The sequence below is a fragment of the Pseudomonas paeninsulae genome (assembly GCF_035621475.1).
Taxonomy (GTDB): domain Bacteria; phylum Pseudomonadota; class Gammaproteobacteria; order Pseudomonadales; family Pseudomonadaceae; genus Aquipseudomonas; species Aquipseudomonas paeninsulae.
This window is the reverse complement of the sequence record NZ_CP141799.1, coordinates 5,244,890-5,258,177: the sequence shown is the minus strand read 5'-3', so window position 1 is coordinate 5,258,177 and position 13,288 is coordinate 5,244,890. Positions and strand designations below refer to the sequence as shown.

Sequence of the window (13,288 nt, the reverse complement as noted above, 5' to 3'; positions counted from 1 at the left end):
GAAGGTGCCGTGCGGCAGATCGGCGGGTTGCGCTGTGACGTTGCAACCCAGTGACCAGTGGCTTACTTCAGTGAACGCAGGAAGCTGATCAGGTAATCCTGTTCAGCCGGGTCGGTAATGGATACGTGACGCATGCGCGTGCCCGGCACCAACGCCTCGTTGTCGCTAATCCACTTGCGCAGGTTGTCTTCGCTCCAGGTGATCCCCGAGGCCTGCATGGCGTTCGAGTAGGCAAAGCGGGGCACGGAAGCCGCCGGGCGACCGACCACACCGAACAGGCTGGGGCCGAAGGCGTTCTCGCTGCTGTCCAGCGAGTGGCACGCCGTGCAGTGGTGACTGAACAACTGGCGTCCGGCCGCTTCCATGCCGCCCTCTGCAGCCTGGACCAACGGGGCCGCAGCCAATGCAGTGCATAACAACGCTAATGATGATGACAGGCGCATTTTCATTCTGTAATTCCCTCTCTGATGACTAGGCAAAAACAGTATATTTTGTAGGGCTTTTGTTCGGCTCTTGTACAAAAGCCGCAATTGCATGGCACCAAAGTACTTTTCTGCATGACGCCATGAACGGGTCTCGGCTCGAACGGGGCGCGGGCGCAGGCGCTGCTGGCCCTGAACCCGCGACGGGCAACTTTGCCAAACTACCGAACGGCGAAAGATAGAGTGGCTAATCGCGCGACGAGCAGTTGCCCAATATAGCCGTGAGCAATTTCCGGACCTGGTCGATATATCCACTAGCCATTGAATTTTATTTAGCACCGCCCGCGCCCTGTAATCAACCCCCCTCTGTCACCGTGCATCTTCCCCGCGCTGGGCAGGTATTCTACGAAAGATCCGGGAGATTCAGGCGCGTCATATCCACCCGCATATTCCAGCGGATATCAGCCGGATATCTGACAACATTACGCCCGTCTGCGCAGGCAATCGCCGGCACTCGGTAAAAATGCGCAAAACCCTTGAAAGTAGCGGCCTTCAGCCAGAATCAGGGTTCATTGTCCAGGCGCTTTATCATCGGGGAAATATAACTACTGCAACGGTGAAATTGGCATCCGGCAGAACCGCCAGACGAGGCGCAAATATGCAGCGAAATTCCTGTCCCTATCGACAAGTGCAACTCGCTAGTTACTGGAACTTAAACTAAGGCACTCTAAGCTAATTCTCACGCCGCGATTAAGGCGAATATCCGGATTGCGGGTTGAGAAAGCTCCCGCAGTATGTGTAACCTAATAGGGATTTGCACAACTTCAAGGATTCTTGATTTGAGTTTTGCCCCCGTCACACTCCGTCGTCCAACCGACGGCGACGGATATTCGCTGCATCAATTGGTAGCCCGCTGCCAACCCCTGGATACCAATTCCGTGTATTGCAATTTGCTGCAATGCGCCGACTTCGCCGATACCGCCATTGCCGCCGAGAACACTGACGGCCAACTGGTGGGATTCATCTCCGGTTACCGTCCTCCCTCGCGCCCAGACACGCTATTCGTCTGGCAGGTCGCGGTGGATACCTCGCTACGCGGTCAGGGTTTGGCTCTACGCATGCTGCTGGCGCTGACCGAGCGGGTCGCCGCCCAGGGCGTAGATTTTCTGGAAACCACCATTTCGCCGGATAACGGCGCCTCCCAGGCGCTGTTCAAGCGGACTTTTGCCCGCCTGGGCGTCGACTACGAGACGCGCACCCTGTTCTCCCGCGCCGGGCATTTCGCCGGCCAGCATGAGGACGAAGTGCTCTATCGCGCCGGCCCGCTCAACGCCTCCGTCTTGGCAGAAACACATAAGGAAAATGCATGAAACTCTTCGAACAGAATGAATCGTCCGTCAGGAGCTATTGCCGCTCATTCCCCGTGGTATTCGACCAAGCGCGCGGTTCTGAACTGATCACCCGCGACGGCAAACACTACATCGACTTCCTCGCCGGTGCCGGTACGCTCAACTACGGGCATAACCACCCGGTGCTCAAGCAGGCGTTGCTCGACTACATCGGCAACGACGGCATCACCCACGGCCTGGACATGTATTCCGATGCCAAGGAGCGATTCCTCGAGACCTTCAGCCGCTTGATTCTCAAGCCGCGCGGCATGCACGACTACGTGATGCAGTTCACCGGGCCAACCGGCACCAACGCGGTGGAAGCCGCATTGAAGCTGGCGCGCAAGGTCACCGGGCGCAGCAATATCATCAGCTTCACCAACGGCTTCCACGGCTGCAGCATCGGCGCCCTGGCCGCCACCGGCAACCAGCACCATCGCGGAGCCGCTGGCGTGCCACTGACCGACGTCAGCCGCATGCCCTACGCCAACTATTTCGGCGACAAGGTCAACACCATCGGCATGATGGACAAGCTGCTCAGCGACCCGAGCAGTGGCATCGACAAGCCGGCCGCGGTCATCGTCGAAGTGGTGCAGGGCGAAGGTGGGCTGAATGCCGCTTCCGCCGAGTGGGTGCGCAAGCTGGAGAAGCTCTGCCGCAAGCACCAGATGCTGCTGATCGTCGACGACATCCAGGCCGGCTGCGGGCGCACCGGCAGTTTCTTCAGCTTCGAGGAAATGGGCATCAAGCCGGACATGATCGCCCTGTCCAAGTCGCTCAGCGGCTTCGGTCTGCCGTTCGCCATGCTGCTGCTGCGCAAGGAGCTGGACCAGTGGAAGCCGGGCGAGCACAACGGCACCTTCCGCGGGAACAACCACGCCTTTGTCACCGCCGCCGCCGCCATCGAGCACTTCTGGCGCGACGACGAGTTCGCCAAGAGCGTGCGCGCCAAGGGCAAGCGCATCGCCGATGGCATGAACAAGATCGTCCGTCGCTATGGCCCGGATTCGTTGTTCATCAAAGGTCGCGGCATGATGATCGGCATCAGCTGCCCGGATGGCGACACCGCGTCCGCCATCTGCCGCCATGCCTTCGAGCACGGCCTGGTGATCGAAACCAGCGGCGCCCACAGCGAGGTGGTCAAGTGCCTGTGCCCGCTGATTATCAGCGAAGCGCAGATCGACAAGGCCATGACCATCCTCGACGCGGCCTTCGCCGCCGTGATGGCCGAACAAACCGCCAACCAGGCCTCTAAGGCCTCTTGAGGAGCTGAATATGATCGTACGTACCCTCGCCGACTGCGAGCAGTCCAACCGCAAGATCGTCAGCGAAACCTGGGACAGCACGCGCATGCTGCTCAAGGACGACAAGATGGGCTTTTCCTTTCACATCACCACTATCTACGCCAACACCGAGACCCACATCTGGTACCAGAACCACCTGGAATCGGTGTACTGCATCAGCGGTGAAGGCGAGATAGAGACCATTGCCGACGGCAAGATCTACCCGATCGCCCCCGGCACCCTGTACATCCTCGACCAGCACGACGAGCACCTGCTGCGCGGCACCACGGAAATGCAGATGGCCTGTGTGTTCAATCCGCCGCTCAACGGCAAGGAAGTGCATGACGAAAGCGGTGTCTATCCGCTGGAGGCAGAACCCGTCGCCTGATCAGACTCGGAGGAGTCACCCGTGCAGACCGATCTATACCCTTCGCGCCAGCAGGAACAACCGAGCTGGCAGGACCGCCTGGACCCGGTGGTCTACCGTAACGACCTGGAAAATGCGCCGATCAGCGCCCAGCAGATCGAGCGCTACGAGCGCGACGGCTACCTGGTGCTGCACGACGTGTTCAGCGCCGACGAGGTGGCGGTGTTGCTCCAGGAGCTCGACCGCGTACGCCGCGACCCGGCGCTGGCGGACTCCGCCAAGACCATCAGCGAACCGGAAAGTGGCGCGGTGCGCTCGGTGTTCGCCGTCCACAAGGACAACCCGCTGTTCGCCCAGGTTGCCCGCGACGAGCGCATCGCCGGCATCGCGCGCTTTTTGCTCGGCGGCGAGCTGTACGTGCATCAGTCGCGGATGAACTTCAAACCGAGCTTCACCGGCAAGGAGTTCTACTGGCATTCGGATTTCGAAACCTGGCACGTCGAGGACGGCATGCCGCGCATGCGTGCGCTGAGCTGCTCGATCCTGCTCACCGACAACGAGCCGCATAACGGCCCGCTGCTGCTGATCCCCGGCTCGCACAAGCACTACGTGCGCTGTGTCGGCGCCACGCCGGAGAATCACCACCAAGAGTCCCTGCGCAAGCAGCAGTTCGGCGTGCCGGATGACCACAGCCTGAGCGAGATGGCTGGCCGCTACGGTATCGACACCGCCCTCGGCCCGGCCGGCAGCGTGGTGTTCTTCGACAGCAACATCCTCCACGGCTCCAACAGCAACATCACCCCCAGCGCGCGCAGCAACCTGTTCTATGTCTACAACCAGGTGGACAACGCGCTACAGGCGCCCTTCTGCGCGCACACACCACGCCCGGCCTTCGTCGCCGAGCGCGAGGATTTCTCCGTGCTGGATATCCGGCCGCAAGAATACCTCTGACCCACAGACAGGCCCGCAACAGCGGGCCTGTTCTCTTTCTGGGTGGGCGCTTGTCGGCCACCCGCCGAAATCACCACGATCGGAGTCTCATGCATACCGTAGAAAAAATCGGCGGCACCTCCATGAGCCGCTTCGAGGAAGTGCTCGACAACATCCTTATCGGCCGACGACAGGACGACCAGCTGTATCAGCGGGTCTTCGTCGTTTCGGCTTACAGCGGCATGACCAACCTGTTACTGGAGCACAAGAAGACCGGCGAACCCGGTGTCTACCAGCGCTTCGCCGACGCGCGCAGCGAAGAAGCCTGGAGCGAGGCGCTGGCAACGGTGCGCCAACAGATGCTGGCGCAGAATGCCGCGCTGTTCGACGGCGAATTCGAGCGGCATGCGGCCAACCAGTTCATCGGTTCGCGCATCGACGATGCCGGCGAATGCATGCGCAGCCTGCAACGGCTGTGCGCCTACGGCCACTTCCAACTGAGCGAACACCTGATGAAGGTGCGCGAGATGCTCGCCTCGTTGGGCGAAGCGCACAGCGCCTTCAATACCGTGCTGGCGCTCAAGCAGCGCGGGGTCAACGCCAAGCTGGTCGACCTCACCGGCTGGCACCTGGATGCGCCACTGGCATTCGAGGCGATGATCGGCAGTCGCTTCGCCGAGGTCGACCTGAGTCGCGAACTGGCCGTCGCCACCGGTTACACCCATTGCCGCGAAGGGTTGATGAACACCTTCGACCGCGGCTACAGCGAGATCACCTTCGCCCAGATCGCCGCCGCCACCGGCGCCCGCGAAGCGATCATCCACAAGGAATTCCACCTCAGCAGCGCCGACCCCAAACTGGTTGGCGCAGGCCAGGTGGTGACCATCGGCCGCACCAACTACGACGTCGCCGACCAGCTGTCCAATCTGGGCATGGAAGCGATCCATCCGCGTGCGGCCAAGACCCTGCGCAGTGCCGGCATCGAACTGCGGATCAAGAACGCCTTCGAGCCCGAGCATACCGGTACCCTGATCAGCCAGAACTACCGCAGCGAGCGGCCCTGCGTGGAGATCATCGCCGGGCGCAAGGACGTGTTCGGCCTGGAAGTGTTCGACCAGGACATGCTTGGCGATGTCGGCTATGACGTGGAGATCACCAAGCTGCTCAAGCAGCTCAAGCTATACGTGGTCAACAAGGACTCCGACGCCAACAGCATCACCTATTACGCCTCGGGTTCGCGCAAGCTGATCAACCGCGCCGCGCGACTGATCGAGGAGCGCTACCCGGCCGCCGAGGTGACCGTGCACAACGTCGCCATCGTCTCGGCGATCGGCTCGGACCTGAAGGTCAAGGGCATCCTCGCCAAGACGGTGGCGGCGCTAGCAGAAGCGGGCATCAGCATTCAGGCGGTGCACCAATCGATCCGCCAGGTGGGGATGCAGTGCGTGGTCAACGAGGACGACTATGCTGCCGCCGTGGCCACGCTGCACCGGGCGCTGATCGAGCCGGAGAATCACGGCGATGTGATAGTCGCGGCCTGACCCAGGCCAACCTCGTTACTCCACCCGCGTCAGTTCGACCACGGCCAGCGGCGGCATCGATTGCGCCGGCAGGCCACGGCCCTTGCCCGGCACGTCCCGGGGGCGCGCAGCGACATCACCTCAGCGGGCGTCGGCCTGGTCGCGCAGAAACTGGGCGAATTGCTCGGCCGGCACCGGTTTGCTGATCAGGTAGCCCTGAATCTCGTCGCACTGGTGGGCCTTGAGGAAATCCATTTGCGCTTGGGTTTCCACCCCTTCGGCGACCACTTTCAGCTCCAGGCTATGGGCCATGACGATGATCGCGCGGGTAATCGCCGCATCCTCGCCGCCGAGCGCCAGGTCGCGGATGAAGGTCTGGTCGATCTTCACGTAGTCCACCGGGAAACGCTTGAGGTAACTGAGCGAGGAGTAGCCGGTACCGAAGTCGTCGATCGCCAGTTTCACCCCCAGGTCACGCAGCTGCTGAAAGGTGGTGATGACGCTTTCGACGTTGTCGAGCAACTGGCTCTCGGTCAATTCGAGCTCGAGGAACTGCGGCGCCAGGCCGGTTTCGTCGAGCACCTGGCGCACCAGGCTGGTCAGCTTGCCCTGGCGCAACTGATGCACCGACAGGTTGACCGACACACGGATCTGCGCCAGACCCTGCAGCTGCCAGTCCCGCGCCTGCTGGCAGGCGCGGCGCAGGACGAATTCGCCGATCGGTGCGATCAGTCCGGTTTCCTCGGCCAGACCGATGAAATCTCCCGGTGGCACCAGCCCGCGCTCGGGATGGCGCCAGCGCACCAACGCCTCGGCGGCATTCAGGCTGTCGTCGGCCAGGCACAGCTTGGGTTGATAGAACACCTCCAGCTGGTTCTCGTCGATCGCCTTGCGCAGCTGGGTCTCCAGCTGCAGGCGTTCCAGGGTGCAGGCCTGCAGGTTGTCGGTGAAGAACTGGAAGGTGTTCCCGCCTAGGTGCTTGGCGTGCTGCATGGCCATGTCGGCCTGACTGACCAGGGTGGAGATCTCCCGCGCGTTGTCCGGCAGCAGGCTGATGCCCACGGAAGCGCTGACCACCAGCTCCTGGCCGCCGACGGTCATCGGCAGGCGCAACTTGGCCAGCAGGCGGCTGGCCATGCGCGCCAGGGTCGAGAGGCTGCCGTAGGAATCGAGCAACACGGCAAATTCGTCGCCGGACAAGCGCGCAATGGTGTCGGCCTCGGGCATGGCCTGACTCAGGCGCCGGCTCATCTGCCGCAGTAATTGGTCGGCCACTTCATGGCCCAGGCTGTCGTTGAGCCACTTGAAACGATCCAGGTCGACGTGCAGCAGGGCCAGGCTGCGCCCGCTCTGCCGCGAACGTTGACTGGCCTCGTGCAGACGCGCCTTGAACAGGCTGCGGTTGGCCAGGCCGGTGAGGTCGTCGTAGTGCGACAGATAGCGCAGACGCTCCTCGGCCTCGCGCCGCGACGACAGGTCGGCGAAGAAGCCGACGATATGACTGACCAGCCCCCGCGCATCGCGCACCACCTTGAGTTGCAGCAATTGCGGGTAGAGTTCGCCGTTCTTGCGCGTCTCGATCAATTCGCCCTGCCAGTGGTCGCCGCGCTCCAGCTCCAGGCGGATCAGCTGATACTGGTGACGGGTGTCGCGGCTGCTGATCAGGCTGGCGACGCTCTTGCCGAGCACGTCTTCCTGGCGATAGCCGGTGACCTGGCTGAATGCCTGGTTGACTGCCAGCAGGCGGTAATCCGGGTCGAGGATGACGATGCCTTCGCTGGCCGCCTCGAACACCGTGGCGGCCAGCCGCTGTTGCTCTTCCTGCTGCTTGCGTGCGGTGATGGTGCGCCGCGTACCGAGCATGCGCAGCACCCGACCTCGGGCGTCGCGTTCCACCGCGCGGCCGCGATCCTCGACCCAGACCCAATGGCCATCGGCATGCTTGACCCGGTATTCGATCTGATAACCGTCGCTGCGGCCCTTCATGTGCTCGACCAGGGCCCGGCGCAGCAACGGCAGATCGTCCGGGTGCAGGCGCGGCTTGAGGTCGCGCAGCATGACCTGCACCGCCTCGGGTTCGAGGCCGAAAATTTCCTTGAGCTGCGAGTGGTGCACTTCATCGCTCTGCAGATTCCAGTCCCACAACCCCAGTTCGCTGGCCTCCAGGGCCAGGGCCAGGCGCGCCTCGCTCTTGCTCAGGGCGTGGGTGGTGGCGTCCAGCTCCAGGGTGCGCTCGGCCACGCGCATTTCCAGCTCATCATGGGCCGTGCGCAACTCGCCTTCGGCCCAGCTACGCTGCTCGACTTCGTGGGCCAGTTCGCCATTGAGCGCCTCGGCCTGTTGCCGGGCATGTTCCAGGCGGCCGATCAGCGCCTGATTCTGGAAGCGCTGCAACAGGCTGCGCTGCACCAGGCGGTTGACCTGCCAGACCACCACCAACAGGGTCACCAGCAGGATGCCGCCAAGCACGCCCCAGCCACGCAGCAGGCTATGTTCGCTGAGCAGCAGATACGCCACCGACGGCAGCAAGCAGGGCAAGGCGAAGGTCAGGAAGGCCGACAGGCTGACGGCATAGGCCACGCTGGCGGACAGGGTCGCCGCGGCGATCAGGCCGTAGACCAGGGCCTGCTGGTAGAACACATCGGCCGGCACCAGGGCGATGGCGGCGAAGGCCAGGGTCAGACCGGATGCGCCGGCGCCAAGCAGGAAGTTGCGCCGCCAATGCGCTTGCACCTGGCTGCTCGGCTGGGCGCGATTGAATGCGCTGACCTGGAGCAGGCGCAGAACGGCCAGCAGCACCAGCCAGATCAGCCAGCCGGAGAGCAACACACGGCTCGGCGGCGCCCAGAGCAAATAGGCACAGGCCGCGCCATTGAGCAGCATGAATAGCGTAGGCACCCACGAGCCTTGATACAGCAGGCGGGTCCGTTCGATGGCGATATCCGTGGCGAATTGCTGACGAATCTCGCGTGTAGTGTCCGGCGTCAATTCGGCAGCGGCGCTAGCGGTCTGGGTCATAGGCTATTTTCTTGGAATGGGTGCCTAGGTCGGCGGAGCATACCCGAGCTAGAGGCATCGCCCAACAATCATCTGTGCAAATTCATAGGCCCAGCAAGTGACTTTGCGCGACCAGGATGACCTGCAACAACCACCCGGCAAGGTGACTTGCCGGTCGTCCATTGGCCGCGCTGCTGGCATGCGCGGCTTACCCGGTTTGCCCTCGTTGCCGCCGCCCCCTAGAATGCCGCGATGCAAAATGACCCCGAACTCCTGATCGCCTCCCTCAACGATGCCCAGCGCCAGGCCGTAGCCGCCGGCCTGGGCCAGCAACTGGTGCTGGCCGGCGCCGGCTCCGGCAAGACCCGGGTGCTGGTGCACCGTATCGCCTGGCTGATCCAGATCGTCAACGCCTCGCCGCACAGCGTCCTGTCGGTGACCTTCACCAACAAGGCCGCCGCCGAAATGCGCGCGCGCATCGAACAGATGCTCGGCGTCAATCCGGCCGGCATGTGGGTCGGCACCTTCCACGGCCTGGCCCACCGCCTGTTGCGGGCGCACTGGCAGGAAGCCGGCCTGCAGGAAAATTTCCAGATCCTCGACTCCGACGACCAGCAGCGCCTGGTCAAGCGGGTGATGCGCGAGCTGGGCCTGGATGAGCAGCGCTGGCCGGTCAAGCAGGCGCAATGGTTTATCAATGGGCAGAAGGATGAAGGCCTGCGGCCGAAGAACATCCAGCCCGGCGGCGACCTGTTCCTCGCCACCATGCTGAAAATCTACGAAGCCTATGAAGCGGCCTGCGCCCGCGCCGGGGTGATCGACTTCTCCGAACTGCTGCTGCGCGCGCTCGACCTGTGGCGCGACAAGCCGGGCCTGCTCGAACATTACCAGCGGCGCTTCCGGCATATCCTGGTCGACGAGTTCCAGGACACCAACGCCGTGCAGTACGCCTGGCTGCGCCTGCTGGCCAGGGGCGGCGAGAGCCTGATGGTGGTCGGCGACGACGACCAGTCGATCTACGGCTGGCGCGGGGCCAAGATCGAGAATATCCACCAGTACAGCCGCGACTTCCCGGCCGCCGAAACCGTCCGCCTGGAGCAGAACTATCGCTCCAGCGCCGGCATCCTCAAGGCCGCCAACGCGCTGATCGCCAACAACCAGGGGCGCCTGGGCAAGGAATTGTGGACCGAAGACGGCGACGGCGAGCCGATCAGCCTGTACGCCGCCTTCAATGAACACGACGAAGCCCGCTACGTGGTCGAGACGATCGAAGACGCCCTGCGCAAGGACGGCCTCAAACGCAGCGAAATCGCCATTCTCTACCGCTCCAACGCCCAGTCGCGGGTGCTCGAAGAGGCGCTGCTGCGCGAGAAGATTCCCTACCGCATCTATGGCGGCCAGCGCTTCTTCGAGCGCGCCGAAATCAAGAACGCCATGGCCTATCTACGCCTGCTCGACGGCCGCGGCAACGACGCGGCGCTGGAGCGGGTGATCAACGTACCGGCGCGCGGTATCGGCGAGAAGAGCGTCGAAGCGATCCGCGCCTACGCCCGCGAGCATGACGTGGCGATGTGGGAGGCGGTGCGCCTGATGGTCGCCAACAAGGCCCTGCCGGCCCGTGCCTCGGGCGCCCTGGCCGGCTTTGTCGAGTTGATCGAGAACCTCGCGGCCAAGGTGCTGAGCATGCCGCTGCACCTGATGACCCAGACGGTGATCGAGCAGAGCGGGCTGATTGCCTACCACCAGGCGGAGAAAGGCGAAAAAGCCCAGGCGCGCATCGAGAACCTGGAGGAACTGGTCAGCGCCGCGCGCACCTTCGATAACGGCGAAGATGACGAGCAGTCGCCGTTGCAAGCCTTCCTCGGCCACGCCTCGCTGGAAGCCGGCGACACCCAGGCGGCGGAAAACGAAGACAGCATCCAGCTGATGACCCTGCACAGTTCCAAGGGCCTGGAGTTTCCCCAGGTGTTCCTGGTAGGCATGGAAGAAGGCCTGTTCCCGCACAAGATGAGCCTGGAAGAACCCGGCCGGCTCGAGGAAGAGCGGCGCCTGGCCTATGTCGGCATCACCCGCGCCATGCAGAAACTGGTGATCAGTTACGCTGAAGTCCGCCGCTTGTATGGCAATGAAACGCGTAACTCGATCTCGCGCTTCGTCCGCGAAATTCCAGCGGAGCTGATCCAGGAAGTGCGCCTGTCCAATAGCGTCAGCCGGCCCTTCACCGGGAACAGCCGCAGCATGAGCGGCAGTAGCATGTTCGCCGGCAGTGCCATACCAGACACCGCGTTCAGCCTCGGCCAACGCGTGCAGCATGCGCTGTTCGGCGAAGGCACCATCCTCAACTTCGAGGGCTCCGGCGCCCAGGCACGGGTGCAAGTGAATTTCGAGAGCGAAGGCAGCAAATGGCTGATGCTCGGTTACGCCAAGCTGGATGCGTTGTGATGCACATTCCATAGGCTGCACATTCAAACAATAAGGACGCCCCGATGAACCGCCGTAACCTCTTCACCGCTGCCGTGGCGCTGCTCGCCGCCCTTGGCCTGGCCGGCTGCAATGACGAAAAAGCCGGTAGCGAACAAGCCGCCGTCGAACCGGCGCAGAGCTTCCAGTGGAAGATGGTCACCGCCTGGCCGAAGAATTACCCAGGCCTGGGCACCGCCGCCGAGCGTTTGGCTGAGCGGGTCAAGACCATGAGCGCCGGGCGCCTGACCATCAAGGTGTATGCCGGCGGTGAGCTGGTGCCGCCGCTGGAGGTGTTCGATGCGGTCTCGCGCGGCACCGCCGAGCTGGGCCATGGCGCCGCCTACTACTGGAAAGGCAAGGTGCCGGCGGCGCAGTTCTTCACCGCCGTACCCTTCGGCCTGTCGACCTCGGAAATGAACGCCTGGCTGAGCAAGGGTGGCGGTCAGGCGCTGTGGGACGAGGCCTATGCACCTTATGGGGTCAAGCCGGTGGTGGTGGGCAATACCGGCATGCAGATGGGCGGCTGGTACAACAAGGAAATCAACTCGCTGGACGACCTCAAGGGCCTGAAGATCCGCATGCCGGGCCTCGGTGGCGAAGTCCTGAGCAAGCTCGGTGCGACCACCGTCAACCTGCCCGGCGGCGAGGTGTTCAGCGCTCTGCAGACCAACGCCATCGATGCCACCGACTGGGTCAGCCCTTACAACGACCTGGCCTTCGGCCTGCATAAAGCCGCCAAGTTCTACTACTACCCGGGCTGGCAGGAACCCCAGGCGGTGCTCGAACTGCTGATCAACCAGCAGGCCCTCGACAGCCTGCCGGCCGACCTGCAGGCGATTCTCACCGAGGCTGCCCGCGCCGCCAGCCAGGACATGCTGGACGACTATGTCTACCACAACGCCCTGGCCCTGGACGAACTCAAGCAGCAGGGCACCCTGCTCAAGCGCTTCCCCGACGAAGTGCTCGACGCCATGCAGCGTGAATCCGAAGTGGTGCTCGGCGAACTGGCCGCACAGAGCGAGCTGAACGGACGTATCTGGGCCTCGATGAAGGCCTTCCAGGCCCAGGCCAGCCAGATGCACAAGCTGTCCGAGAAAGAGCTGTATAACTGGCGTTGAGAAAATATTTGGAGGACGGGTTAAGCCGTACTCAACCCATCCTACGGCGGTTTCTGCACCTCTGCAGCACAGCACAAACGGAGCCCTCGGCTCCGTTTGTCGTTTGCAGCCACCGCTATCCCACTGCCGGCCCATACTCGAGTGCGAGGTGAGCCGATGAAAAAACCGACCGTTAAAGCCGAACAGATCCTCGATTCGGCGCTGCAACTGGCCGACGCCTGTGGCTGGGAGTGCCTGCACCTGTTCGATGTGGCCGCGCACCTGAACGTTGGCCTGGACGCCATCGCCGGCCACTACCGGGACAAGGATCAACTGGTCGACGCCTGGTTCGACCGCGCCGACCGCGCCATGCTGGTGCGCAGCAGCGCCGCCGACCTCGGTGCACTGGAGCCGGCCAAGTGCCTGGAAGAGCTGCTGGTCGCCTGGCTCGACAGCCTGGCCGCGCACCGCTCGGTGACCGGGCAGATGTTGCTGTACAAACTCGAGCCCGCGCATCTGCACCTGCAGGTACTCGGCCTGCTGCGCATCAGTCGCACCGTGCAATGGTGGCGCGAAGGTGCCCGGCGGGAAAGCCGCCACCTGCAACGCATCGCCGAGGAAAGCCTGCTGACCGGCGCCTACTTGCGCAGTTTCATCCACTGGTTGCGTCACCCCGAGGAAGACCCCGCCGAGTTCCGCGCCTTCCTGCGCCGGCAGCTGCGCTACGGGCCGCTGCAGATGCTGTTGCGCCGGTAAGTGGCGGCGCCGAGGTCATACCGTTGAGCGAAAAGCAAAAGCCCGAAACACTCTATGACTGGTTT

General features: G+C 63.3%; 10 protein-coding genes. 8 read left to right on the top strand and 2 right to left on the bottom strand.

Annotated features, from left to right (window positions below; translation table 11 throughout):
* Window positions 1-62: 62 nt before the first annotated feature.
* On the bottom strand, window positions 63-365 hold the full coding sequence (locus tag VCJ09_RS24255) for a c-type cytochrome (RefSeq protein WP_324732531.1): 303 nt from the start codon (window positions 363-365) through the stop codon (window positions 63-65).
* 896 nt (window positions 366-1,261) lie between these two features.
* Between VCJ09_RS24255 and ectA the strand changes: the two genes are divergently transcribed.
* From ectA to VCJ09_RS24230, 5 genes are all read left to right on the top strand, one after another.
* Window positions 1,262-1,792 (top strand): diaminobutyrate acetyltransferase, encoded by a 531-nt coding sequence (gene ectA, locus VCJ09_RS24250; protein ID WP_324732530.1) that lies wholly within the window; start codon window positions 1,262-1,264, stop codon window positions 1,790-1,792.
* The gene (gene ectB / locus VCJ09_RS24245) at window positions 1,789-3,075 is read left to right on the top strand and encodes a diaminobutyrate--2-oxoglutarate transaminase (protein WP_324732529.1); all 1,287 of its coding nucleotides are present in this window, start codon (window positions 1,789-1,791) and stop codon (window positions 3,073-3,075) included. The genes ectA and ectB overlap by 4 nt, the downstream gene beginning before the upstream one ends.
* A gap of 10 nt (window positions 3,076-3,085) precedes the next feature.
* Window positions 3,086-3,481: an ectoine synthase gene (locus VCJ09_RS24240; RefSeq protein ID WP_324732528.1), complete on the top strand. Its 396-nt coding sequence runs from the start codon at window positions 3,086-3,088 to the stop codon at window positions 3,479-3,481.
* A 21-nt stretch (window positions 3,482-3,502) separates the two neighbouring features.
* A complete protein-coding gene (gene thpD, locus VCJ09_RS24235; RefSeq protein ID WP_324732527.1) occupies window positions 3,503-4,411 on the top strand; it encodes an ectoine hydroxylase in 909 nt (302 codons plus the stop codon).
* A gap of 89 nt (window positions 4,412-4,500) precedes the next feature.
* Window positions 4,501-5,931 (top strand): aspartate kinase, encoded by a 1,431-nt coding sequence (locus VCJ09_RS24230; RefSeq protein ID WP_324732526.1) that lies wholly within the window; start codon window positions 4,501-4,503, stop codon window positions 5,929-5,931.
* A gap of 120 nt (window positions 5,932-6,051) precedes the next feature.
* Here VCJ09_RS24230 and VCJ09_RS24225 read toward each other — a convergent pair whose 3' ends face one another.
* Window positions 6,052-8,928, bottom strand: coding sequence for a putative bifunctional diguanylate cyclase/phosphodiesterase (locus tag VCJ09_RS24225; RefSeq protein WP_324732525.1), 2,877 nt, complete (start codon window positions 8,926-8,928; stop codon window positions 6,052-6,054).
* 231 nt (window positions 8,929-9,159) lie between these two features.
* Here VCJ09_RS24225 and uvrD point away from each other — a divergent pair, with 231 nt between their 5' ends.
* The 3 genes from uvrD (at window position 9,160) to VCJ09_RS24210 (ending at window position 13,223) form a co-directional block, all read left to right on the top strand.
* Complete coding sequence (gene uvrD, locus VCJ09_RS24220) at window positions 9,160-11,349, top strand: DNA helicase II (RefSeq protein ID WP_079204006.1); 2,190 nt, start codon at window positions 9,160-9,162, stop codon at window positions 11,347-11,349.
* A 44-nt stretch (window positions 11,350-11,393) separates the two neighbouring features.
* The gene (locus tag VCJ09_RS24215; RefSeq protein ID WP_324732524.1) at window positions 11,394-12,488 is read left to right on the top strand and encodes a TRAP transporter substrate-binding protein; all 1,095 of its coding nucleotides are present in this window, start codon (window positions 11,394-11,396) and stop codon (window positions 12,486-12,488) included.
* A gap of 156 nt (window positions 12,489-12,644) precedes the next feature.
* Window positions 12,645-13,223: a TetR/AcrR family transcriptional regulator gene (locus VCJ09_RS24210; RefSeq protein WP_324732523.1), complete on the top strand. Its 579-nt coding sequence runs from the start codon at window positions 12,645-12,647 to the stop codon at window positions 13,221-13,223.
* The last annotated feature ends 65 nt before the right edge of the window (window positions 13,224-13,288 follow it).

Bases quoted from the DNA above. Each gene is read 5' to 3' on its own strand.
- VCJ09_RS24255 (WP_324732531.1), bottom strand. From the start codon at position 365: ATGGAAGCGGCCGGACGCCAGTTGTTCAGTCACCACTGCACGGCGTGC.
- ectB (WP_324732529.1), top strand. From the start codon at position 1,789: ATGAAACTCTTCGAACAGAATGAATCGTCCGTCAGGAGCTATTGCCGC.
- VCJ09_RS24240 (WP_324732528.1), top strand. From the start codon at position 3,086: ATGATCGTACGTACCCTCGCCGACTGCGAGCAGTCCAACCGCAAGATC.
- VCJ09_RS24230 (WP_324732526.1), top strand. From the start codon at position 4,501: ATGCATACCGTAGAAAAAATCGGCGGCACCTCCATGAGCCGCTTCGAG.
- VCJ09_RS24225 (WP_324732525.1), bottom strand. From the start codon at position 8,928: ATGACCCAGACCGCTAGCGCCGCTGCCGAATTGACGCCGGACACTACA.
- uvrD (WP_079204006.1), top strand. From the start codon at position 9,160: ATGCAAAATGACCCCGAACTCCTGATCGCCTCCCTCAACGATGCCCAG.
- VCJ09_RS24215 (WP_324732524.1), top strand. From the start codon at position 11,394: ATGAACCGCCGTAACCTCTTCACCGCTGCCGTGGCGCTGCTCGCCGCC.
- VCJ09_RS24210 (WP_324732523.1), top strand. From the start codon at position 12,645: ATGAAAAAACCGACCGTTAAAGCCGAACAGATCCTCGATTCGGCGCTG.